The 22,904-nt window shown below is 65.1% G+C and carries 23 protein-coding genes and 2 pseudogenes; 15 read left to right on the forward strand and 10 right to left on the reverse strand.

Translation table 11 applies throughout. The features are described from left to right. Together H8B02_RS29125 and H8B02_RS29130 are read right to left on the reverse strand one after the other, a co-directional pair. Nucleotides 1-223 (reverse strand): annotated as a pseudogene (locus H8B02_RS29125) (hypothetical protein); the annotation flags it as partial. Between the two features lie 35 nt (nucleotides 224-258). Continuing rightward, nucleotides 259-1,551, reverse strand: a complete 1,293-nt coding sequence (locus H8B02_RS29130; protein WP_229169402.1) for an adenylosuccinate synthase — start codon at nucleotides 1,549-1,551, stop codon at nucleotides 259-261. 349 nt (nucleotides 1,552-1,900) lie between these two features. Here H8B02_RS29130 and ybaK point away from each other — a divergent pair, with 349 nt between their 5' ends. After that, on the forward strand, nucleotides 1,901-2,383 hold the full coding sequence (ybaK, locus tag H8B02_RS29135; RefSeq protein WP_092117318.1) for a Cys-tRNA(Pro) deacylase: 483 nt from the start codon (nucleotides 1,901-1,903) through the stop codon (nucleotides 2,381-2,383). Nucleotides 2,384-2,473: 90 nt separating this feature from the next. On the opposite strand, the gene H8B02_RS29140 is transcribed toward ybaK, so the two are convergent. Genes H8B02_RS29140 through H8B02_RS29150 form a run of 3 tightly spaced genes read right to left on the reverse strand, consistent with a single transcriptional unit; the run spans nucleotide 2,474 to nucleotide 4,711 of the window. Next, entirely contained in the window at nucleotides 2,474-2,692 is a 219-nt protein-coding gene (locus tag H8B02_RS29140; RefSeq protein ID WP_092117320.1) for a hypothetical protein, read from the reverse strand. Nucleotides 2,693-2,730: 38 nt separating this feature from the next. Continuing rightward, complete coding sequence (locus H8B02_RS29145) at nucleotides 2,731-4,095, reverse strand: cytochrome P450 (protein ID WP_229169403.1); 1,365 nt, start codon at nucleotides 4,093-4,095, stop codon at nucleotides 2,731-2,733. Continuing rightward, nucleotides 4,055-4,711, reverse strand: a complete 657-nt coding sequence (locus H8B02_RS29150; RefSeq protein ID WP_229169404.1) for an acyl-homoserine-lactone synthase — start codon at nucleotides 4,709-4,711, stop codon at nucleotides 4,055-4,057. The genes H8B02_RS29145 and H8B02_RS29150 overlap by 41 nt, the downstream gene beginning before the upstream one ends. Before the next feature lie 79 nt (nucleotides 4,712-4,790). Here H8B02_RS29150 and H8B02_RS29155 point away from each other — a divergent pair, with 79 nt between their 5' ends. From H8B02_RS29155 to H8B02_RS29175, 5 genes and pseudogenes are all read left to right on the forward strand, one after another. Continuing rightward, nucleotides 4,791-5,564, forward strand: a complete 774-nt coding sequence (locus tag H8B02_RS29155) for a helix-turn-helix transcriptional regulator (RefSeq protein WP_229169405.1) — start codon at nucleotides 4,791-4,793, stop codon at nucleotides 5,562-5,564. 433 nt (nucleotides 5,565-5,997) lie between these two features. Continuing rightward, a complete protein-coding gene (locus tag H8B02_RS29160) occupies nucleotides 5,998-6,384 on the forward strand; it encodes a hypothetical protein (protein ID WP_229169406.1) in 387 nt (128 codons plus the stop codon). A gap of 289 nt (nucleotides 6,385-6,673) precedes the next feature. Next, nucleotides 6,674-7,603, forward strand: a complete 930-nt coding sequence (locus tag H8B02_RS29165; RefSeq protein ID WP_229169407.1) for a DMT family transporter — start codon at nucleotides 6,674-6,676, stop codon at nucleotides 7,601-7,603. Between the two features lie 251 nt (nucleotides 7,604-7,854). Continuing rightward, nucleotides 7,855-8,664, forward strand: coding sequence for an MlaD family protein (locus tag H8B02_RS29170; protein ID WP_092117334.1), 810 nt, complete (start codon nucleotides 7,855-7,857; stop codon nucleotides 8,662-8,664). A 107-nt stretch (nucleotides 8,665-8,771) separates the two neighbouring features. Continuing rightward, nucleotides 8,772-9,927 (forward strand): annotated as a pseudogene (locus H8B02_RS29175) (alpha-hydroxy acid oxidase). 2 nt (nucleotides 9,928-9,929) lie between these two features. On the opposite strand, the gene H8B02_RS29180 reads toward H8B02_RS29175, so the two are convergent. Further along, nucleotides 9,930-10,334, reverse strand: coding sequence for a hypothetical protein (locus H8B02_RS29180; protein ID WP_229169408.1), 405 nt, complete (start codon nucleotides 10,332-10,334; stop codon nucleotides 9,930-9,932). Between the two features lie 75 nt (nucleotides 10,335-10,409). On the opposite strand from H8B02_RS29180, the gene H8B02_RS29185 reads away from it, so the two are divergent. Beyond that, nucleotides 10,410-11,027: a TetR/AcrR family transcriptional regulator gene (locus tag H8B02_RS29185; RefSeq protein WP_229169409.1), complete on the forward strand. Its 618-nt coding sequence runs from the start codon at nucleotides 10,410-10,412 to the stop codon at nucleotides 11,025-11,027. 141 nt (nucleotides 11,028-11,168) lie between these two features. Here H8B02_RS29185 and H8B02_RS29190 read toward each other — a convergent pair whose 3' ends face one another. After that, nucleotides 11,169-11,573 carry a DUF1330 domain-containing protein gene (locus H8B02_RS29190; RefSeq protein ID WP_229169410.1) on the reverse strand — a complete coding sequence of 135 codons (405 nt, stop codon included), beginning with the start codon at nucleotides 11,571-11,573 and terminating at the stop codon, nucleotides 11,169-11,171. Nucleotides 11,574-11,706: 133 nt separating this feature from the next. On the opposite strand from H8B02_RS29190, the gene H8B02_RS29195 reads away from it, so the two are divergent. Further along, nucleotides 11,707-12,552 (forward strand): HD domain-containing protein, encoded by an 846-nt coding sequence (locus tag H8B02_RS29195; protein ID WP_229169411.1) that lies wholly within the window; start codon nucleotides 11,707-11,709, stop codon nucleotides 12,550-12,552. A 279-nt stretch (nucleotides 12,553-12,831) separates the two neighbouring features. After that, the gene (locus H8B02_RS29200; protein ID WP_229169412.1) at nucleotides 12,832-13,773 is read left to right on the forward strand and encodes a DMT family transporter; all 942 of its coding nucleotides are present in this window, start codon (nucleotides 12,832-12,834) and stop codon (nucleotides 13,771-13,773) included. 121 nt (nucleotides 13,774-13,894) lie between these two features. On the opposite strand, the gene H8B02_RS29205 is transcribed toward H8B02_RS29200, so the two are convergent. Beyond that, the gene (locus tag H8B02_RS29205) at nucleotides 13,895-14,851 is read right to left on the reverse strand and encodes a LysR family transcriptional regulator (protein ID WP_229169413.1); all 957 of its coding nucleotides are present in this window, start codon (nucleotides 14,849-14,851) and stop codon (nucleotides 13,895-13,897) included. Between the two features lie 135 nt (nucleotides 14,852-14,986). Between H8B02_RS29205 and H8B02_RS29210 the strand changes: the two genes are divergently transcribed. Further along, nucleotides 14,987-15,370, forward strand: a complete 384-nt coding sequence (locus H8B02_RS29210; RefSeq protein WP_229169414.1) for a nuclear transport factor 2 family protein — start codon at nucleotides 14,987-14,989, stop codon at nucleotides 15,368-15,370. 159 nt (nucleotides 15,371-15,529) lie between these two features. Then, nucleotides 15,530-15,691, forward strand: a complete 162-nt coding sequence (locus H8B02_RS29215) for a hypothetical protein (protein ID WP_229169415.1) — start codon at nucleotides 15,530-15,532, stop codon at nucleotides 15,689-15,691. Between the two features lie 280 nt (nucleotides 15,692-15,971). On the opposite strand, the gene H8B02_RS29220 is transcribed toward H8B02_RS29215, so the two are convergent. Next, entirely contained in the window at nucleotides 15,972-17,657 is a 1,686-nt protein-coding gene (locus H8B02_RS29220; protein WP_229169416.1) for a methyl-accepting chemotaxis protein, read from the reverse strand. Between the two features lie 269 nt (nucleotides 17,658-17,926). Between H8B02_RS29220 and H8B02_RS29225 the strand changes: the two genes are divergently transcribed. The 4 genes from H8B02_RS29225 (at nucleotide 17,927) to H8B02_RS29240 (ending at nucleotide 22,439) form a co-directional block, all read left to right on the forward strand. Beyond that, nucleotides 17,927-18,970 (forward strand): C-terminal binding protein, encoded by a 1,044-nt coding sequence (locus tag H8B02_RS29225; RefSeq protein WP_229169417.1) that lies wholly within the window; start codon nucleotides 17,927-17,929, stop codon nucleotides 18,968-18,970. Between the two features lie 145 nt (nucleotides 18,971-19,115). Then, nucleotides 19,116-20,462: an ABC transporter substrate-binding protein gene (locus H8B02_RS29230; protein WP_229169418.1), complete on the forward strand. Its 1,347-nt coding sequence runs from the start codon at nucleotides 19,116-19,118 to the stop codon at nucleotides 20,460-20,462. A 131-nt stretch (nucleotides 20,463-20,593) separates the two neighbouring features. Continuing rightward, nucleotides 20,594-21,550, forward strand: coding sequence for a carbohydrate ABC transporter permease (locus H8B02_RS29235; protein ID WP_229169419.1), 957 nt, complete (start codon nucleotides 20,594-20,596; stop codon nucleotides 21,548-21,550). A 46-nt stretch (nucleotides 21,551-21,596) separates the two neighbouring features. Continuing rightward, nucleotides 21,597-22,439: a carbohydrate ABC transporter permease gene (locus H8B02_RS29240; RefSeq protein ID WP_375789772.1), complete on the forward strand. Its 843-nt coding sequence runs from the start codon at nucleotides 21,597-21,599 to the stop codon at nucleotides 22,437-22,439. A gap of 159 nt (nucleotides 22,440-22,598) precedes the next feature. Here H8B02_RS29240 and H8B02_RS29245 read toward each other — a convergent pair. Continuing rightward, nucleotides 22,599-22,904 (reverse strand): energy transducer TonB family protein (locus H8B02_RS29245; RefSeq protein ID WP_229169420.1); only part of this gene is annotated, 306 nt, incomplete at its 5' end.

Raw genomic sequence — 22,904 nt, forward strand, 5'->3', positions numbered from 1 at the left:
CGCGGGCGCGCTGCGCGGCCTCGGACTCGACCTTGCGCACCGCCTCTTCCAGCGACAGCCGCTCGCGGGTGATCTCGGATTCGGAGAGCGGCGGCTGCACGCCGCGGAGTTGCTGGATCAACGCCGTCCGCGCCCGCGCATACAGCGCACGGCGGGCCTCGCCGGGGGCGTTGGGGTCGAGTCCGGCGATGGCACGGGCGATCAGCGGGTAGTAGTCAGCCATGTCCACACAATTGGTGGGATATAGGTAATATCCCGTTAAGCCTCGAACGGATTCTGTACCAGAATAGTATCTTCACGTTCCGGGCTGGTGGAAAGCAGGGTGACCGGGCACCCCACCAGCTCCTCGACCCGGCGGACATACTTGATGGCCTGGGCCGGCAGGTCCGCCCAGGACCGCGCATTGGCGGTCGGCTGCTTCCAGCCCTCGATGATCTCATAGATCGGCTCGATGCGGGCCTGCGCGCCCTCGCCTGCCGGCAGGTGGTCGATTTCCTTGCCGTCGAGCTCGTAGCCGATGCAGACCTTGATGCTGTCGAACCCGTCGAGGATATCGAGCTTGGTCAGCGCCAGCCCGGCAATTCCGCAGGTGCGGACGGTCTGCCGCACCAGCATCGCGTCGAACCAGCCGACCCGGCGCTTGCGCCCGGTGTTGACGCCGAATTCCTTGCCGCGGCGGCCGATTTCCTCGCCGATCTCGTCGTTCAGCTCGGTCGGGAACGGACCCTGGCCGACCCGGGTGGTGTAGGCCTTGCAGATGCCGAGCACGTAGCCGACCGCGCCGGGACCCATGCCGGTGCCGGTCGCGGCCTGTGCCGCCACCGTGTTGGACGACGTCACATAGGGATAGGTGCCGTGGTCGACGTCGAGAAGCGCGCCCTGTGCGCCCTCGAACAGGATGCGCTTGCCCTCGCGGCGCTTGAGATCCAGCAGCCGCCACACCGTCTCGGCATAGGGCAACAGCTTCGGCGCCAGCGCCGTCAGCTCGGTCAGGATGCCCTTGCCGTCGATCTCCTCCAGATTGTTGCCGCGGCGCAGCGCGTTGTGGTGCGCCAGCAGGCGTTCGATCTTGTGCGGCAGGGTATCGAGATCGGCGAGATCCATCAGGCGGATGGCTCTACGGCCGACCTTGTCCTCATAGGCCGGGCCGATGCCGCGGCGGGTGGTGCCGATCGAGGTGACGGCGTTGGAGGATTCGCGCAGCGAGTCGAGCTCGCGATGCAGCGGCAGGATCAGCGTGACGTTCTCGGCGATCCGCAGATTGTCCGGTCCGACCGCAACGCCCTGCCCCCTCAGCTTGGCGACCTCGTCGAGGAAGGCCTGCGGATCGAACACCACGCCGTTGCCGATCACCGCGAGCTTGTTCGGGCGCAGCACGCCGGAGGGCAGCAGCGCCAGCTTGTAGGTCTCGCCATTGATCACGAGCGTATGGCCGGCATTGTGGCCGCCCTGGAAGCGCACGACGATGTCGGCCTGTTCCGACAGCCAGTCGACGATCTTGCCCTTCCCCTCGTCACCCCATTGGGCGCCGACGACGACAACATTGGCCATTGCGAAAATGTTCCCTTCAGGTGTTTCAGAGACCATGATCGCGGCGAAAACGCGTCCGCCCACAGCGACCATGCATGATATGCCCAGCCCAAACCGCGGCGCCCGACCGCGCGCACGCAAGGCGCCTACCGGATAACGGAAGCGGGTCGGCTGCGCAAGCAAGAACGGGGTCGTTTGCGCCTTTTACAGGGGCGACAAGCCTTTGATATCCCCTGAAAATTCCATGCCGCGCCCGGCCGCGCCGGACTGGCGGGAATTTAATGTTGGGGTCGCCTGACGCTGACCGTACGGCCGATTGATCGCCGGGCCCATTGCGGCGATCATTCGGCCGTATCAACCGGCCCGGACCATGCCCAATTCGACACAAGCGACGATTGCGCTGCGCAAGCTAGGCATTGCCTTCAAGCTCCACACCTATGTCTACGATTCCAGCGCCGAGAGCATCGGGCTGCAGGCGGCAGAGGCGCTCGGCGTCGACCCGAACCGCATGCTCAAGACGCTGATGGCGGAGGTCGACGGCAAGCCGGTCTGCGCCGTGGTGCCGTCCGACTGCGAGGTCAGCATGAAGAAGCTTGCCGCAGCCCTCGGCGGCAAGTCGGCCAGGATGATGCGCCCGGCCGATGCCGAGCGGCTCACCGGCTATCATGTCGGCGGCATCAGCCCGTTCGGCCAGAAAAAGAAAGTGCCGACCGCGATCGACGAGACCGCGCTCACCCATGTCACCGTGTTCGTCAATGGCGGCCAGCGCGGCCTGCAGATCGAGATCGATCCGAACGACGCCGCGCTTGCCGCCGGCGCCACGATGAAGGCGCTGGTGGCGACGCAGGACTAGAGCTTCGGTTCCGATTGAATCAGAACCGAAGCTCTGGATTCTTGTCTTGACGCGTTTTCTTCACGCGAACCCGGCACCCGCTTCGCGCGATCAATGCGAGGGCTTGTCCCTGTTGAACTCCGCGCCGACATAGTCGGACAGGCCTGACAATTCCTCCGCCGAAATATCGTTGACGTTGAGCCTGAGCTGCATGATCGCGAGGTCGAGCAGATGTGCGGCGAAGGTCGCGCCGGCCGCCGTCACGATGCTGCGCTGCTCGATCAACACCGCGATGACGTCGCGCAAGCTGCGCATTTGCACTTGATCCATGGCCCTCTGCCCGATGCTGGCCGTCGTGATGTGTGTTGTCATTGGGATACCGATTGTAATGTGCTGATGGACGCCGCGCTGGCGGATGAAATGTACGGCAGCCGCTCGGCATCCTCGCCGAGATGCAGGATGCGCGATGGCAGCTCGCGGACTTCGATGTCGATCGTCATCGGCGGCGGAATCAGCGTCACCGAGGCTTTCGGCCACGGCGCCGGATTCGGGCTGACGGCGGTGAAGCGATAGGCCGCGGCGATCTCGAGCGCGAGCAATTGCAACTCGAGCATCGCAACCCCCATCCCGGCGCAGGCGCGCGGGCCGGCGCCGAACGGGATGTAGGCGTCGGTGTTGTAGCGCCGCGTCATCAGGAAGCGGTCGGGATCCTCGAAATGCCTGGGATCGCGCTGCAATTGCCAGGGACAGATCAACAGCGAAGTGCCTACCTTGAGGTCGCGCCTGCCGATCGTCACCGGCTGCATCACCTCGCGCGAGAACCACCAGGCGCTGGGATAGAGCCGGCAGACCTCCTTGACAAACGTCGCGCTCAGATTGGCGCGCTTCACCGCGTCAAGCCGCAGCTCGCCGTCGTCGCCAAGGCACTCCGCCGCCTCGTCGGCAATGTCGTCCATCAGGGTGGGATCGGCGGCCATCTGGTAGAACATCCACGCCGCAGTCGAACCCGTGGTGTGATGGCCGGCCAGCAGCAGTGTCAGGATCTCGTCCTCGAGATCGCGATCGCTCAGGCCGAGCGCCTCGAGATCGCGCAGCGCGCTACTTGAGCCCGCCTTGCGGCGCAGGCGCTGCACCACCGTCGACATCGCAAGCTTGGCGCAGACCCGGTTCTGCCGGCGCCGGTACCAAGCCACCGGACCGAACGGCAACGCGCGGAACATCTCCTCGGCCAGATCGTCCTCGATCACGCCGACGGCCTGAACCAGCGCTTCCTCGTCGCCAGACGACATCACCTGGGAGCCGAAGATCGCGACGCAGATGGTCCGCAGCGCCAGCATCGCGGTGACATGGTGCGGATCGAACGATCCGAGCCGCGCAAGGCTGGCGCCGACCGCGCGGATCTCGGCGCACATATGCGGCAGGAATTTCTCGACGCTGCCCTTGGCCATGTGCTTCTGCAGCACCGTCCGCCGCCGCTTGTGCTCCTCGCCGCTCAGCATCAGCGAGCTGCGGCCGAGCACCGGCGTCAGCTTCTTGATCAGCTTGCCCTTTCCGATGTCGGCCTCCGGCGCCTTGAGGATCGGGCGCAGCAGATCGGGATCGTTCACCAGAAAGACCGGCGCAGGACCGAGCCGCAGGGGCACGAGCCCCAGTTCGGCCTCGTTGCCGCGCGTCAGCAACAGACGCAGCGGGTCACGCTGGAATGCTCGAACGTCCGAGAACATGTGAGGCATCGTGAATCTCCAATTGCCGTCCAAGGTCGAGGAATTTGGTCAGGCCGGGATTGTCGGCGAGACCAAGCGGGATTTCTCCGGCGAGCGCCGTCAGCGGGCGGCCCATGCGATCATTGCCGATCTCCTGCGGCGGGCCGTAGCGGCGGGTGCGGATGTCCATGCGGGTGAGGAAGCGCTCGTAGGAAAGGTCGGCGAGCGCCACGAGTGCCGCCGCCCCGCGCAGCTCGGCGAAGCGGAACATCAGCGCGTAGTTGACGCGTGCCGTCCGTGACCTCGCGACACCAGGCAGCACGCCGAAACGGCTGATTTCCCAGGCGTCGCGGCGGCTCGGAAAGCGGCGCACCGCCAGCTGCGGGAATACCGACTTGGTCAGATAGGGATAGTCGGTGCGGATCGCGCGGAAGCCACCGACCAGCTCGGCGCCTGCGAACAACAGGCAGTGCTCGGTATACCAGCTGTCGAACTGATCGCGTTCGACGTCGCCGGTCGTGCTCAGAAGCCAGCCGCAATGGTCGACGAACAGCCGCTTGCGCAGCCGCAACATCGCCCCGACATGCGCCGGATCAAGCTCTTCCCTGGTGATGAGTGCATGATATCCGTCCAATGAATGCGGCATTATCCTTTCCTCCAAATGCGGAACATCTGGAACGAAAGGGGCCAAATGTGGTACCCCCGGAAACCGGGGGTTTTAGTCAATGGGCCTGGTAGACGCGATTTCAACCATCGAGGCGTCGGATACCATCGACGAGCTCAGCTCGTCATTGCACTGTGTCATCCAGAACTACGGCTTCTCGGGCTTCGCCTTTGTCGATGCCGGCCGGCCTGACCTCGATCTGCCCTATCATGTCGGCACCTTTCCCGACGCCTGGAAGCGGGCGTATGTGCAGAACGAGTTCGTCCATGCCGATCCGGCGCTGGCGCGGTCGCGACGCACCAACACGCCGTTCAGCTGGAGCAGCCTGAAGCTGCCGGAGCGAAGCGGACACAAGCGGGCGCCGGAGGTCAAGACGATGGATGCCGCCCGCGAGTTCGGCTTCAAGGACGGCTTCGTGGTGCCTTTCCATTATCGCGACCGGCTCGGCGCCGTGCATTCGAGCTCGACGGTGTTCTTCTGGGAAGACCAGCCGCGCGACTTCGACAAGCTGTTCATTTGCCATCGCCATGAACTGCATCTGTTGATGATCTACTGGGTGCAGCGGGCGATGGACATCGTCAACCGCGACCAGCGCAACGCGCCGACCATTCTCAAGCCCGCCGACGCCGCCGAGACCATCAAGCTCACGGGACGGGAGAAGGAAGTGATCGCCTGGGCGGCGCGCGGCAAGACCGTGGCCGACACCGCGCAGATCCTCGGTATTTCGCCGGAGACGGTGGAGGGCTTCATCAAGCAGGCGCTGCGCAAGCTCGAGGCCTCCAACAAGACGCACGGGGTGGCGAAGAGCATCGCGCTCGGGATCATCGACCTGTGAGCGGCACCCCGCAGCCGTCGCGACGCTCCGAGGGCTGCTTCGGTGCGCGCCGCTTCCGTGCGCCCGGTACCGCCGCGCTCGGCGGCAACGCCACGGACTGTGGCGAGGTCACACATCCGGGTTGGATTCGCCTCAGCGATCGCCCCCAGATTGCATTCGCGTACGATCTTGATAATAAGGCTGCATAATAAGGCTGCGGCCCGATGACAGGGATCTCAGACCATGGGTGCGTATTGCAGTACCCGCCCGGTGCGACCGCCGAGCTGTCGTGAAAGCACGGATCGTCCTGCACGTCGCCCGGTGCGCCGGGACCGATTGTCGATCCGGGTAATCCGTAGAAGTCCCGTCGCGACGAACCGCCGTTCCATTTGCTACCAATCATCGTCGCGGACATGCTGTCGACGGACGTAGCTGGAGGTCGCCCAAGCGCACCATGAGCACATCGCAGGACGATCAGATCGATCAACTTGTGCAGGCGCGCTGGCGCGCAATCGGGCTGTCGCAGGCAGATCTCGCCGAGATCCTGTGCGCGAGCGCCTCCCTGCAAAAGAACGGCGTGGACGGCACCGTCAAGATCGATACCGGCCGCCTGACGACCGTCGCCGAGATGCTCGGGATCGCCGCCGACATCCTCAATCGCCGGCCCGCCACCACAGTGCAGACACAAGGCGGCCAGGCGTCGGAATCGCTGCAATCCCTGCTCGAGCTGCGCATGCTGCGGGTGTTCCGCGACGTCAAGGACCCCGACACCAAGCGGATCCTGATCGAGCTCGCCGAGCAGATCGTCAAGCGCCAGACCACGCCGCCGGAGACCGGCTAGAGCATGATCCGGAAAAGTGCGAAGCGGTTTTCCCTCGCGACAAACGCGGAACGTGTTTGCGCGGAGATCATGCTCAAACAAGAGGCTTGTGGCGGATCGGCTGGTGCCGACCGGCCTGGCAAAGCGCCGTCGCGCCTCTCGTAAGGGGCCTTCGCGCATGGTCGCGATGCGTCGATCACCATTGATAGAACGGCGGAATCCGTGTCTGTGACGGGTGCCGGGGCGATCCATACCGGCCCGGCGACGGCCGGGCGGGCGGGCCGCGGCGTCGTGAACCCGGGCCCTTCGCATGTCTGCCACCGATTCCACCACAACGCCTGCGTCCGGCTCCTGGATCGCCAACCAGCCATATCTGCTGCTCTGCATCACCGCGATGTGCTGGGCCGGCAATGCGATCGTCGGCCGGCTCGCGGCCGGCCACATTCCGCCGGTGACGCTGTCGTTCCTGCGCTGGTTCGTGGCGTTCCTGATCATCCTGCCGTTTGCCTGGAAGCACCTCGCCAGCGACTGGCCTGCGATCCGCAAGAATCTCGGCATCATGATGCTGCTGTCGTTGACCGGCATCAGCGCCTTCAACACGCTGCAATACTGGGCGCTCGAGCACACCCAGGCGCTCAACACGCTGCTGCTGCAATCCTCCGTGCCGCTGATGGTCGCGCTGTGGTCGCTGATCCTGCTCGGCGCACGGCTGACGCTGGCGCAGCTCTGCGGCGTGTTGCTGTCGCTCGCCGGCGTGCTGGTGATCCTGCTGCACGGCGATCTCACGACGCTGTCGAAGATCGAGTTCAACAAGGGCGACCTGATCTTCATCGCCGCGCTGGTGATCTTCGCGCTGTACTCGGTGCTGACCCTGAAGCGGCCCAAGATCCACGGGCTGTCGGTCGCGGCATTCACCTTCGGCTGCGGCGCGCTGTTCCTGATCCCGTTCCTGATCTGGGAACTCGGCACGCGTCCGGTCATGCAGCTCACCACCAGCAATCTGCTGTCGCTGTTCTATGTCGCGGTATTCCCCTCGACGGTGGCCTATCTGTGCTTCAACCGCGGTGTGCAGCTGATCGGCGCCAACCGCGCCGCGCCGTTCTTCCACATGGTTCCGGTGTTCGGCACCATCATGTCGATCGTGTTCATCGGCGAGCATCCGCAGGCCTTCCATTTCATCGGCTTCGCGCTGGTGCTGGCCGGCGTCTTCGCGGCGTCGCGGAGGCAGTCGGCGGCGTGAGCGTCGGCGAGGAGCTCTATCGTTCCCTCTCCCCGTTCTTACGGGGAGAGGGTTAGGGTGAGGGGCTCGTTCCACAGCAACGGTGAGGGATGAATCTGCGGAGGCTCCCCCTCACCCGGATCGCATTCCGCTGCGCTGCATGCGGTCCGACCTCTCCCCGCAAGCGGGGAGAGGTAAGAGGACAGGCGCGGTGACTATCGGCGGCAAATCCGCTATCTCTTGAGGTCTGCTTCGCGGACAGGTCCCAACGCATGGCGCGCGCCAGCAATCTCGTGATCGGCACCCTGACGCTGGCTTTGATCGCCGGCTCGCTCGGCGGCTGGCTGGGCTATCAGCGCTATGCCGGCATCAAGCGGATGGTGCCATTCCGCGTCGTGTTCGAGGGCTCGGCCTCCGGCCTGCGCCGCGGCGGCAGTGTCAACTTCGCCGGCGTGCGGATCGGCGAAGTGGTCTCGATCAGGCTCGACCGTCATCGCGTGGTGGCGATGACGCGGATCGAGGGCAACGCCCCGATCAAGAAGGACACCCAGGTCGGCCTCGAATTCCAGGGCCTCACCGGGATCGCCTCGATCTCCTTCACCGGCGGCACCGACGATGCTCCGCCGCCTGCGCTCGGCGCCGACGGCATTCCGGAACTGACCGCCGACGCCGAAGGCACGATGGGCATCCAGGAGAAACTGCGGGTCGCGCTGCGCAATGTCGACCGCGTCATCACCGAGAACGAGGCCGACATCAAGGACTCGCTGCTCGGGCTTGAGAACTTCACCAACTCGCTGTCCGGCAATGGCGAGCTGATCGCGGGCTTCATCGACGCCGCCGAGGACGGCGTCGACGCGGTCGACAGCAAGTTGACGTCCGCCGACAAGTTCCTGAAGAGCTTCGGCAGCGACAAATATGGCGGCGAGCTGCTGCCGACAGTGATCTCGTTGCGCGAGCTGATCCAGAGTTTTGACAAGAAATCCGGCGCCATGATCGCCGAAACCCGCAGGACGCTCAGCGACGTCAGCCAGTCCGTCAACAAGTTCAACGAAAAAATTGTCGGGCGCGGCGGCAGGCGCTAGCCTCGCGTTCCAGCCAAGAACCAAGAACAACGGAAACACTCGACGTGCACGACCGGACCGCAGCCCCTTCCCCGCCGCCCGCAACCGTCAACCGCGCGGCGAGCGCCGTGCCCCGGCATTTGCGGCGCTATCTCACACTCGACGATTTTGAGCCGCAGGCGCGGCGGCTGTTGCCGAAATTCCTCTACGGCTACATCTCCGGCGGCGCCGAGACCGATGCGGCGCGGTCAGACAATCGCCGGGCATTCGATGAATACGGCTTCGTGCCGCGGGTGCTGAGGGACGTCTCCGGCCGCGACCAGACCACCACGCTGTTCGGCAAGAGCTACGCCTCGCCGTTCGGGATTCCGCCGATGGGCTCGTCGGCGCTGTGCGCCTATCGCGGCGACATCGTGCTGGCGCGGGCGCGCGGCCGCGGCCAACGTCCCGATGATCCTCTCGGCGTCCTCGCTGATCCGGCTTGAGGACGTCCGCGCCGCCAACCAGCAGGCCTGGTACCAGGCCTATCTCGCCGGGCTCGACGAGCGCATCGAGCCGCTGGTCGATCGCGTCGCCGCGGCCGGCTACGACACCTTCGTCGTCACCGCCGACGTGCCGGTGCCGCCCAACCGCGAGAACAACATCCGCAACGGCTTCCAGGTGCCGCTCGAGATCACGCCGCGGGTATTCTGGGACACCATCACCCATCCGGACTGGCTGCTGAACACCTGGGCGCGCACCGTGTTCAATCACGGCATGCCGCATTTCGAGAACATGGACGCCAAGCGGGGCCCGCCGGTGCTGTCCAAGAATTTGATGCGCAACATCGGCAGCCGCGACCAGCTCGCCTGGAAGCATGTCGAGCTGATCCGCAAGCGCTGGCGCGGCAAGCTCGTGGTCAAGGGGCTGATCTCGCCGGAGGACGCGCGGCTGGCGCGCGAGCACGGCTGCGACGGCGTGATGGTTTCCAACCATGGCGGCCGCCAGCTCGACTACACCGTCTCGGGCTTGCGCACGCTGCCGGAGATCGCGGCGCAGAAGGGCAGCATGACCGTGATGATGGACGGTGGCATCCGCCGCGGCACCGACGTGATCAAGGCGCTCGCGCTCGGTGCAGACTTCGTCTGGATCGGCCGTCCGTTCCTCTATGGCGCGGTGGTCGCAGGCGAGGCCGGCGTAGCGCGCGCGATCTCGCTGCTGCACGCCGAGATCGACCGCGATCTTGCGCTGCTCGGCATCCGCAGCTTGAAAGAGATTACGGCGGACCTGGTGCGGAAATATTGAGCTCAGGCATAGCGCGCCGCGCCCATGCAGATGGCGGTGATCGCGAGCAGCCCGGCCGCAATGCGCTGGGCGGCCGCGAGCCGCGAACGTGCGGCTGACGCGTCGGCCACGGCGTTGCGCAACTGCCTGATCGCGCCGCCTCCGACGATGATCTGAACGGCAATGGCGGCGAGCGCGGCAATCGCGCCGCCCGCCAGGATCTGCTCCGACAGCGCGAACGAACCTTCATGGACCAGGCGCCACAGCGTGGCGCCGGTCACGATCGCAACCGTCGCCGCGCCGATTTGCGGAACCAAGAGCTTTTCGCCACCGAGGCCGCCGGTGCGCGCCAAAGTGAAGCTGGAGCCGGCCCAAAACACCGAAGACAGGACGTGAAGGGACAGGGCTATGATGAGGGCTGTCTGCATGATCTCGCTCCAAATGGGCACTGGAAATTAGATATACATAATGTATAGTCAATATGACAAATGCAAGGCAAACCAATGCCGCCGCGCAGTTATGTGAGCCCGGCGCGCAGCGCCGCCGCCGCCGAGACCCGCGAGCGCGTGATCGAAGCCGCCTCGCGCACGCTGCGCGAAGGCGAGAGCATCGCGCGCTTCTCGCTGGATACGGTGGCGAAGGCCGCCGGCGTGACCCGGCTGACCGTCTACAACCAGTTCGGCTCGCGGCGCGGGCTGCTGGAAGCCGTGTTCGACGAGATCGCGCGCCATGGCGGGCTGCATCAGCTCGCCGACGCCATGGCGATGGCCGATCCGCGCGCCGCGCTCGACCGCATGGTCGAGATCTTCTGCGGCTTCTGGAGCCGCGATTCCGCGGTCGGACGCCTGCACGACGCGATGGCGACCGATCCCGAATTCGCCGAAGCCGTGCGCGAGCGCAACGAACGCCGCCGCCGCGGCGTCACCGCATTGATCGACCGCATCGCAGGCAAGGGCGTGTCGCCCCAGGCCCGCAAGGATGCCGTCGACCTGATCTTCGCGCTGACGAGCTATCCGACCTTCGCCTCGCTGAGCGCGGGGCGGTCAAGGGATGAGGTTTGCCGGGTGGTGCAGACGGCCTGCCGCGCGGCGCTTGCGCCGCTAGTAAACCCGTCATCCTGAGGCGCGAGCGGAGCGAGTCTCGAAGGATGAATCGGCCACGGTCGGGCCGTCGACCCTTCGAGGGCCGCTGAAGAAGCGGCCACCTCAGGGTGACGGAGATGGATTGGCGTACACGGGTTCAGTCAAGAGACGTGCGTCTTGCTACTCGCCGGTTTTAAATTTGCTGTAGGCCTCGCGTGTCGCGATGATGACGTGCTCCTCGCAGCCGTTGCGGCGGTGCGGGTCGCAGCGGGTCTCGTAATCGGCCGAGGTCATCATGTCGAGGAAGGCCGCGACGCTCGGGTAATAGACCAGCGCGAGGTAATCCCAGCGCTGGCCGGCCGGCTCGCCCAGCGCGACCGTCTCGGCGCTGCCGGTCCAGAGCAGCGTGCCGCCGCGTGCCTTGATCATGGGGACGGTGAGCGCGCTGTAGCGCAGATAGGCATCCCAGCCCGAGCCGTCGCCATCGAGCGACCGCTGGCGAAATCGCATCAGATTGACCATCACGACCGGAGCCTCTTGGTCCAGTTCGCTCAAGCCTTTGACGTTCAAGAGATCGACACCCATCCACCAACTCCCGCCCAAAGTCACATCAGTCCGGGCCGGGTCGGACCGGCCGCAACGATTATGTCACATCGCGGGACTACCCTGAAATGCCGGCAGGCCGTAAGCTCGTCACCCGATCTCGGAGGTCAATGCCGTGATGACCCTTCCCGAACTTGCGGCCGACGCGCTCGGCAAATTCCTCGGCGAATACATGCAGCGCCGCTTCGGCTCTTCGCAGACCGAGCTGGTCGAGATGGTGCCCTCGATCGCGCGGATCGCGATCGAATGCATCGGCAACAGCGACGCGCTCTATCACAATGTCGAGCACACCATGCTGGTGACCCTGGCCGGCCACGCCATCCTGCGCGGCCGCGCGCTGCACTCGCACATGAGCGCCGAGGACTACGCGCATGTCATCGTCGCCTGCCTCACCCATGACATCGGCTATGTGCGCGGGCTGTTCGATGCCGACGACCAGAACGGCTATCTGGTCGCCGCCGACGGCCGCAAGGTGATCCTGCCGCGCGGCTCGTCGGATGCGGCGCTGATGTCCTATCACGTCGACCGCTCCAAGATCTTCGTGATGGAGCGGCTCAAGGGCGTCGCCCTCCTCGACAAGGAGCGCATCGCGCGAGCCATCGAAGGCACCCGCTTTCCGCAAAGCGCACCGGACGGGAATGAGGAGTTCGGCGAGGAGGCCATCCTGCTGCGGGCCGCCGACCTGATCGGCCAGCTCGGCGATCCCCATTACATCCGCAAGGCCAACGCGCTGTACCTCGAATTCGAGGAGGCCGGACTGAACCGCCAGCTCGGCTACGATTCGCCGGCCGACCTCGTCGACCTCTATCCACGCTTCTATTGGGACAGCGTCGCACCGCACGTGCAGAAGGCGATCCGCCACCTCAACATCACCTCCAGCGGGCGGCAATGGATCGCCAATCTCTACAGCAACGTGTTTCGCGCCGAGCGCGACATCTCGCTGTCCGGGCCGCAGAAATAGGTTGAAGGCCGCGCAGGGCCGCACGCAAGAAACTATCCCCGTCATCCTGAGGCGCGAGCGAAGCGAGCCTCGAAGGATGAATCGGCCACAGTCGGGCCGTGCATCCTTCGAGGCTCGCCGAAGAGGCTCGCACCTCAGGATGACGGGTTCTGTTATTCCACGGCAATGACATCTCCGGCGGTGTGGCTCCCGCGCCTGATTGTAGGCTCGCGCGCATGGCTCCAATCCGCTCTTTCGTCTTGTGGCGGCGGCGGATTCGGGCACAACATCCGCCAGATAATGACCGCCTTGCCCGCACCTGCCACATCCCCGCGCCGCTCGCCGCTGCACTGGCTCAACAACCAGCCCTATCTGCTGCTGAGCCTGACGTCGCTGTTCTGGGCCGCCAATATCGTGCTGGCGCGGCATGTCGGCAGCCATGTGCCGCCGGTCACGCTGACCACGATCCGCTGGTTCGGCGTGTTCCTGATCCTGTTGCCGTTCGCCTGGCCGCATCTGAAGGAGGACTGGCCGAAGCTGCGCAAGGCGCTGCCGCTGATGCTGCTGTTGTCCGCGGTCGGCTTCGCGTTCAACAACGCGATCTCCTACTGGGCGATGCAATATACCGAGGCGTTGAACGCGCTGCTGATCCAATCGGCGGGGCCGCTGTTCGTGGCGCTGTGGTCGCTGATCCTGTTCGGCGTGCGGTTGACGCCGGCGCAGCTTGCCGGCATCGCGATCTCGCTGGCCGGGGTGCTGATCATCATCCTGCGCGGCGATTTCTCGGCGCTCGCCAGCATCAGCTTCAACCGCGGTGACATCATGTTCGGCGCCTCGCTGGTGTCGTTCGGACTCTATTCGGCGCTGATCCCGCGGCGGCCGAAAATCCATCAGCTCTCGCTGATCTCGTTCACCACCTGCTGCGGTGCGCTGATGCTGTTGCCGCTGGCTATCTGGGAATTCGTCAACGGCGTAACGCTGAAGCTCGACGTTCTGACCTTTGCCACGCTGGGCTACACACTGATCTTCCCGTCCACGCTCGCCTACCTGTTCTTCAACCGCGGCGTCGCATTGATCGGCCCGAACCGCGCGGCGCCGTTCTTCCATCTGGTGCCGGTGTTCGGCTCGGCGATGGCGATCCTGCTGCTCGGCGAGACGCTCGCGCCGTACCATCTGATCGGCTACGCGCTGGTGCTCGCCGGCGTCATCATCGCCTCACGGCAAGGCTCGGCGAAGCGCTAGCTGACGCCGAGGATACGGCTAGAGCGTTTTCGAGCGAAGTGGGCACCGGTTCGCGTGAAGAAAACGCGTCAAAGCAAGAATCTAGAGCTTCGGTTCTGATTCAATCAGAACCGAAAACGCTCTAGCCTACCTTGCGCAAGCCGGCGGATTTGCGTGGCGAATGTGGCTTTGCCGCCAGCGTTTCCGTGATGAAGTCGATGAACCGCCGCACCTTGGCTGGCACGTGGTTACGCGAGGCGTAGTAGACGTAGAGCGGGAAACGCTCGTCGGGCCAGTCCGGAAACAGCTCGATCAGCGCGCCGCTCCTCAGATGATCGTCGAGGCCGAGATCGATCACCTGCGCGATGCCGAAGCCGGCCAGGCATGCGCCAAGCTTGGTTCCTGAATCAGTCACGGTGAGCCGCCCGTTGACCGCGACCGGCACGACCTCGCCGCCGCGCCAAAACTCCCAATCGAAGGGACGCCCGGTCGCCGCGTCGATTGCCAGGATGCACTGATGGTCGCGGCTCGCCAGCTCCCGCGGATCGAGCGGCCGGCCGTGTCGTTCGAGATAGATCGGCGAGGCCACGGTGAGCACGCGCGCATCGAGGACGCGGCGCGCAATCAGCGCCGACGGCGCCGGCTCGCCGAAACGCACCGCCAGGTCAAAACCGTCGCTGACCAGATCCGCGATCCGGTCGCGGGTCTCGATCCGCACCTCCATGCCTGGATTCTGCAGCAGGAACTCGCTCAGCTTCGGCGACAGCACCATGCGGGAGAACAGCGGATCGACATTGACCCGCAGCCTGCCGCGGACCGCATCGCGCGATTTCGAGGTCTCCGCCGCCGCCTCGCCGATCCCGGCCAGATGCGCGGCAACCCGCTCGACCAGCGCACGTCCTTCCTCGGTGAGCTCGACGGCGCGGCTCGTGCGGTGAACCAGCCTGGCATCGAGGCGCGCCTCGAGCTTGGCGATCGCCTTGCTGACCCCGGATTGCGTCATGCCGAGCCGTTCGGCGGCCCGGCCAAAACTGCGCGCATCCGCCAGCGCCGCGAGGACCACCAGGCCGCCAACCAGCCGACCGTCAACTTCATCCATGCCGATGCCTCTCAGTCATCCAAGAGATGACCGCCCAGTCGTAGCACTCCGCCACCATATCGGCCACTGTCGGCGCAGATCACCGGTTCGATCCGGTGAGACCACCGCCACATCATCCGCTACGGAGATTTTGCAATGAGCGACATCCAGGCCATCGCATCCGCGATCGATGGATATTTCAACTTGATGTATGACGTCGACGACAGCGGGTTCCGCGACGTCTTCTCCGATGCCTGCATCGTGCACGGCATCCGGGACGGCAAGCACACGGTGCGGTCGGCCGCGGAATTCCGCGACTTCATCCGCAGCCGTCCCTCGCCGGCGTCGATGAAATCGCCGCGCGACGAGGCCATCATCAGCATCGACCAGACCGCGTCCGATCTGGCCATCGCCAAGGTGCGCGTCAGGGCCGGCCAAACCGGCTTCATCGACCATCTCGTGTTTCATCGGATCGACGGCCGGTGGCTCATCACCACCAAGGCTTTTCACGTCGCGCAGGTCTTCGCGGCGGGATCGTAGCGTCGCCCCACGACCGGCTTTTCGGAATATTAGAAATGTGACACTGATTTGCCCGACGTGTCAAGTTGCCTGGTCGAGCGCCGGCCGCCACCGGCTACTTTGCATGGGGTTGTTTTCGATATTTTGGCGGCGCGCCCCTGCGACGGCCCGGGAGTAGCTATGCGGCGAAAGGCTGCTCCCGGCACGCCTTCCGCAGCCATGGGGAAGCCGCTCGCCGTCACCACCAAGCGCAAGTCCGGGCTGCTGCCGGACCTGCCGACGATGGAACAGCTTGTGCTGTGGGAGAAGCCGATCGCCGACGCCGGGATCGAGAAGCAGTAGGCTAAGCGTACACCACGATCGGTGTGCGTCTCATGTGCACCTACGAAGCCTGCCAATTCCGTCATCCTGAGGAGCGCGCTCTTGCGCGCGTCTCGAAGGATCGACGGCCACCAGCCGGGCCGATTCACCCTTCGAGGCTCGCCCAGCGGCGCAATTGCGCCGCAAGGCTCGCACCTCCAGCGACAAAGGCGAAGCCTTTGCGCGGGGATGACGGGGTGCACAGTCGTGGAATGCGCTGGGTGGGTTGCGCTTCGCTAACTAACCCACCCTACGCAATTCGTTACGCCGCACGCACCTTCTGCAGGAACTCGTCGACCGCGTTGCGCAGCATGCCCGATTGTGTGTCGAGCTCGCGCGCATTCGACAGCACGTCGCCGGCCGCGGTGCCGGTAGCGGCGGCTGCGGTGGTGACGCCGCCGATATGGGCGGAGATCTCGCTCGAGCCGGCTGCGACCTGCTGAATGTTGCGCGCGATCTCGCGCGTCGCATCGCCCTGCTGGTCGATCGCGGTCGAGATCGAGGCCGTGATCTCGCTCATCTGCGCGATGGTCGCGGTGATGCCGCCGATCGAGGTCACCGCCTCACCGGTGGAGGCCTGCATCGCGGCGACCTGCGCCGAGATCTCCTCGGTCGCCTTCGCGGTTTGGTTGGCTAGCGCCTTCACCTCGGAGGCGACCACCGCAAAACCGCGGCCGGATTCGCCGGCGCGTGCCGCTTCGATGGTGGCGTTGAGCGCGAGCAGGTTGGTCTGGGCGGCGATCGAGTGGATCAGCTTGACCACCTCGCCGATCTTCTCGGCGCCGGTGGAGAGCGCCTGCACGGTCGCATTGGTGCGCTCGGCATCGGCCACCGCCTGGCTTGCGACCTCGCTGGAGCGCGCCACCTGGCGGGAGATTTCCGCAACCGAGCTGGAGAGCTCCTCGGCCGCCGCGGCGACGGTGCCGACATTGTTGGAGGCAGAGTCGGAGGCAGCACCCACGGTCGCGGCCCGCGCGCTGGCGTCGCTGGCGGTTGCGGTCATCGACTGCGCCGTGGTCTGCATGCCGGCGGCGGCGGAGGCCACGGTGCGGACGATGCCATTCACGCTGCGCTCGAAATCGCTGGCAAGGCCCTGCATCGCGCTCCGCCGCTCGGCGGTGGCGCGCGCCTGCGTCTCGGCCTCGGCCTGCTCGAGGCCGCGGATACGGATCGCATTGTCCTTGAAGACCTGCACGGTCGCCGCCATCCCGCCGACCTCGTCGCCACGGCCGACGCCGGGAATGTCACCGTCGAGCTTGCCGTCCGCGATGTCGCGCATGCGGGCACCAAGCAGGTTCAGCGGCCGGGAAATGCTGCGCCCGATCAGCCAGGCGACCGAACTCGAGATGATGCCGATGCCGATGATCGCGAGCCCGAGCAACCAGGCAATGGGACGCATCTTGGCGTCGATATCGTCGAGATAGGCGCCGGTGCCGAGATACATATCGAAGCCAGGCACTGCGACCGCGTAACCAAGCTTCCGGATCGGCGTCTCCTGACCAGGCTTCACGTATTCATAGAACAGCAGAATCTCGCCCTTGGCCTTCACGCCATCCATCAACTCCTGCGACAGCTTGCGGCCATTGGTCACGACGTCCATCCGATTGGTGCCAACCTGCTTCGGATCGGGTGCCAGCACCGTGATGCCGTTGTAGTCCGTGCCGAACAAATAGCCCGAGCCGTTATCGTAGGTCATCGCGTTACCGCGCTTGCCCAACTCGGCCAGCGCCGCTTCCTTGGTCATCTTTCCGGCGTCGACATCCTTCTTCAGGCTCGCCGCCATGTTCCTGGCCATATCGACCATGGCCTTGGCCTGGTCGATGCGCGCATTCGTCATCTCACGCTGCATCAGATTGATCGCCAGGATGCCGGCCGCGCACAGGCCGAGGAGCGCCACCCCCACCAAAATGCCGAGCTTGGGGGTGATTTTCAGATTTGACAGCTTCACGGGGATCTCCAGAAGAGGCGGGGAACGCGACGCGATTGGCGGATTGATTCCGCTCACCGTAATGTGAGACCCTTTACCTGATGGTTACGGAGGTTCCCCGTAGAAGCCCGGAGAATCCGGCCCCGGACCAACCGGCAATTGTGGAGCGAACAGCGCCGCTCGCGTAGAAGTAGGGACAGCGGTGATCCAGGCCGCGCTCCGGCAAGCAAGAACATCAAGAAGCAAACCAGCAAGAAGCAAGAACAGAAGACCTCAATCGGGAGCAGACAATGTCGAAATTCAGGGTGGTGACGCCGAAGGGCGCGAGCTTCACGGTCGCCGGCGGCGGCTATGATTATGAGCGGGAGGCGCTCGATCCGATCGGCGCGGAGATCGTCGAGGCGCCGGCCAACGAGGCCGAATTCATCGCCGCCGCACGCACTGCGGACGCGATCTACGCCAAGGGCATGCCGATCACCGAGGCGGTGATCGACGCCCTTGAGAACTGCAAGGTGATCACGCTCGGCAGCGTCGGCGTCGACTCGGTCGACGTCAAGGCCGCGACCGCCCGCGGCATCCCCGTCACCAACATCCCCGACACCTTCATCGAGGAGGTTGCCGACCACGCCATGATGCTGCTGCTCTCCGGCTTCCGCCGCCTGATCGAGCAGGACAAGATGGTGCGCAGCGGCCGCTGGGCCGAGGGCCGCCCGGCGCTCTTGAAGATTCCGCGGCTGATGGGCCAGACGCTCGGCTTCATCTCGTTCGGCCGCGTCGCCCGCGCGGTGGCGAAGCGCGCCGCGCCGTTCGGCCTCAGGATGGTGGCCTACGATCCCTTCATCCAGGAAACGCTGATGTACGACCACGGCGTGATTCCCTCGACGCTGTCGGAGGTGCTGTCGCAGTCTGATTTCGTCTCGATGCACGCCCCGGCGCGGCCCGAAGTGCATCACATGCTGACCGAGAAGCATTTTCGTCAGATGAAAAAGTCGGCCATCTTCATCAACACCGGCCGTGGCGCCACCGTCGACGAGGAATCGCTGATCAAGGCGCTGCAGGAGGGCTGGATCGCCCACGCCGCGCTCGACGTGCTGGAGAAGGAGCCGCCGTCACACAACAATCCGATGCTCGGGATGGACAATGTTACCTTGACCGCCCATGTCGCCTCGGCATCGGCACGTTTTGACGAGGCACGCAAGCGCCGGGTGGGCTACGAATTGTCACTAGTGCTGCAAGGCATGTGGCCGGTAAGCTGCGTCAACCCGTCGGTGCTGCAAGACACCGCGCTGCGCCGCTGGCAACCCGTCAGCATGGATCGCGGTCCGAACAGCTGAGGCGGGAATGCGCTCTTCGCGCGAGGACCCGTCATGCGGGCCCTTTGCGCGGCGGGCGCGCCGAGACCACAAGACCCTTCACCGGCGGCCAACGCCGGGAGGGAACAATAAACAACGAAACGATAAGAACGGGAGTGCGAACGACATGAAGTACGAGATCACGCGTCGCGACGCGCTGGCGCTGGGGGCGTCCGCGGCGGCACTGGCGGTCACCGGGGCTTCGGCGCAGGACGCATCGAAGGTGAAGGCTGCCGACGAGGCAGCGCCGTCGCTGCCGATCGAGAAGGGCGCGACCTTGCGCATGTTGCGGCCGGTGCGCTTCGTCCAGGCCGACGAAGACGTGTTCCGCGCCAATGCCAAGCGCTTCACCGACAAGACCGGCGTCGAGGTCAAGGTCGACTTCGTCGGCTGGGAAGACATCAATCAGCAGACCGCGGTGACCTCGAACTCCGGCGCCGGTCCCGACATCATCATCGGCTTCGGCGACGCGCCGCATATCTATATCGACAAGCTGATCGAATTGACCGACGTCGCCGACTATCTCGACAAGCGCTACGGCGGGTGGCTGACACTCGCGAAACGCTACGGCATGCGCTCGAAGTCGAAGAGCTGGGTCGGCCTGCCGTTCGGCGCCTCGGGCGGCCCGCTGGTCTACCGCAAGTCGCTGGTCAACGCGGCCGGCTTCGACAAGGTGCCGGAAGACCACGCCGGCATTCTCGAGCTCTGCAAGAAGCTGAAGGCGGCCGGCAAGCCGGCGGGATTCGCGCTCGGCAACGCCGTCGGCGACGGCAACGGCTTCGCCAACTGGCTGTTGTGGTCGCACAACGCCGCGCTGCTCGATGAGGAAGGCAATATCATCATCAACAGCAAGGAGACGATCGCCGCGCTGAAATATCTGAAGGAGCTCTATCCGACCTTCATCGCCGGCACGCCGTCCTGGAACGACGTCTCCAACAACCGCGCCTACTCGTCGCAGGAGATCGGCCTGACCGCCAACGGCGTCTCGCTGTACTTCTCGCTGAAGAACGATCCCGCGACCAAGGCGGTCGCCGACGACACCGAGCATCAGTTCCTGCCCAAGGGATTGGCATCGACCTCGCCGATGTCGGGCCTGACGCTGAATGCGATGGCGTTCAAGCACAGCCCGTATCCCAACGCGGCGAAGGCGTTCCTGCAATTCATGCTGGAGAAGGAGCAGTACGAGCCGTGGCTCAACGCCAACTCCGGCTACTGGTCGCAGCCGCTCGCGGCCTACGCCGACGCTGCGGTGTGGTCGGGCGATCCCAAGGTCGCGATCTTCAAGGACACGATGAAGAGCCCCTATTACAACGGCTACAAGGGGCCGATCTCGACCGCGACCGGCGCCGTCAACGCCGACTATGTGCTGGTGCAGATGTGCGCCTCGGTGGCGACCGATGCGGCAACGCCTGAGGCTGCCGCCGCGGAAGCCGAGCAGCGCGCCAAGCGGTACTTCCGGCGGCAAGGCCGGTAACGGCGGTCATTGAACCGTAGATCTGGACCAACCGTCATTGCGAGCGAAGCGAAGCAATCCATAGCACCACGAGGCGAATGGATTGCTGCGTCGCTTCGCTCCTCGCTATGACGGCAGCGGACGAGCATTCAATGTCTGTAACGACACTACCTTCACGGGGACAAGCGCTGCGCCAGCCGGGCTGGCTCGCGCGGCTGTTCGACTACAAGCCGTTCCTGATCGTGATGTGCCTTGCGCCCGCGGTCGGCCTGCTGCTGGTGTTCCTCACCTATCCGCTCGGCCTCGGCATCTGGCTCGCCTTCACCGACACCACGATCGGCCAGCGCGGCGTCTATATCGGGCTCGAGAACTTCCAGTATCTGCTCAAGGATCCCCTGTGGTGGAACGCGGTGTTCTACTCGATCTTCTACACCGCGGTCGCAACCTTCGGAAAATTCGCGCTCGGCTTCTGGCTGGCGCTGCTGCTCAACAACCATTTCCCGTTCAAGAGCCTGATCCGCGCCATCGTGCTGCTGCCGTGGATCGTGCCGACCGTGCTCTCCGCGCTGGCGTTCTGGTGGATCTACGATCCGCAGTTCTCGATCATCTCCTATCTCCTGGTCGACGTGCTGCACTTGCGCGACAGCAATGTCGACTTCCTCGGCTCGCCCTGGCCGGCGCGGTTCTCGCTGATCGCGGCCAACATCTGGCGCGGCATCCCGTTCGTCGCGATCTCGCTCTTGGCCGGGCTACAAACCATCTCGCCCTCGCTCTATGAAGCGGCGATGCTCGATGGCGCCACCTCCTGGCAGCGTTTCCGCTACATCACCTTCCCGATGATGATGCCGATCCTCGCGATCGTGATGACGTTCTCGATCATCTTCACCTTCACCGATTTCCAGCTCGTCTACGCCATCACCCGCGGCGGCCCGGTCAACTCGACCCATCTGCTCGCGACGCTGGCGTTCCAGCGCGGCATCGCCGGCGGCGAGCTCGGCGAGGGTGCCGCAATCGCGGTCTCGATGATCCCGTTCCTCGTGTTCGCGACGTTGTTCAGCTACTTCGGCCTCGCCCGCCGCAAATGGCAGCAGGGAGAAGCCAATGACTGACGTTGCAGCCCAATCCTCCAACGTCGCTAGCGCCACACCCGACACGATGGCGTGGGATTCCCGCGCCCGGCGCGTGGTGATGATCTATCTGCCGCTCGCCTGCTTCATCCTGATCCTGCTGTTCCCGTTCTACTGGATGGCGATCACCTCGTTCAAACCGAACGCGGAGCTCTTGAACTACAAGGAGCACAATCCGTTCTGGATCACCTCGCCGACGCTCGCGCATGTCAAGCACCTGTTGTTCGACACGTCGTATCCGCGCTGGCTGAAGACCACCATGCTGGTCGCGATCGGCTCGACCTTCCTGTCGCTGTTCGCTTCCACGCTCGCCGCCTACGCGATCGAGCGGCTGCGCTTCCGCGGCAGCCCTTATGTCGGGCTCGGCATCTACCTCGCCTATCTGGTGCCGCCGTCGATCCTGTTCATTCCGCTCGCCACCGTGATCGTGCAATTCGGCCTGTTCGATTCACCCTTGGCGCTGATCCTGGTCTATCCGACTTTCCTGGTGCCGTTCTGCACCTGGCTGCTGATCGGCTATTTCAAGTCGATCCCCTATGAGCTCGAGGAATGCGCGCTGGTCGACGGCGCGACGCGGCTGCAGATCCTGTGGCGGATCACGCTGCCGCTCGCGGTACCCGGCCTGATCTCGGCCGGCATCTTCTCCTTCACGCTGTCCTGGAACGAGTTCATCTACGCGCTCGCCTTCATCCAGAGCGGCGCCAACAAGACCGTGCCAGTCGCGATCCTGACCGAGCTCATCACCGGCGACGTCTACCAGTGGGGCGCGCTGATGGCCGGCTCCCTGCTCGGCTCGCTGCCGGTCGCGCTGTTCTATTCGCTGTTCGTCGACTACTACGTGTCGTCGCTGACGGGGGCGGTGAAGGAGTAGCGGGGCATCGGTCGAAGCGAACTCAGCCTTTCCCGTCATCCTGAGGAAAGCGAAGCGCGTCTCGAAGGATCTACGGCCACCGGCGGGGCCGTGCATCCTTCGAGGCTCGCTCCGCTCGCACCTCAGGATGACGGGGATAGAGGGAGGTGCGATCGCACCCTACCGCGGCACAAACGCGACCGGCACGCTGAAAGCCATCGAGCCCTGCGTGACCTCGGGCGGAAACGCTGGAAACGATTGGGCCTGGCGCACCATCGCCAGCGCCCGCGCGTCGAAGGTCGGATTGCCGGAGGAGCCGCCGAGATGGCTCGACAGCACCTGCCCGCCGCGGCCGAGTGTGAACACCAGCCGGACCACGCCGCGCTGGCCGTTGCCCCCGGCCGGATAGGAGTGGAAGCGCAGCAAATGCGCGCGGACGCGTGCGTTGTAGGCTGCGATCGCCGACGCTGCCGCGCCGGCGCTGAT

The sequence above is a fragment of the Bradyrhizobium altum genome, assembly GCF_020889705.1.
In the GTDB taxonomy this organism is placed as follows: domain Bacteria; phylum Pseudomonadota; class Alphaproteobacteria; order Rhizobiales; family Xanthobacteraceae; genus Bradyrhizobium; species Bradyrhizobium altum.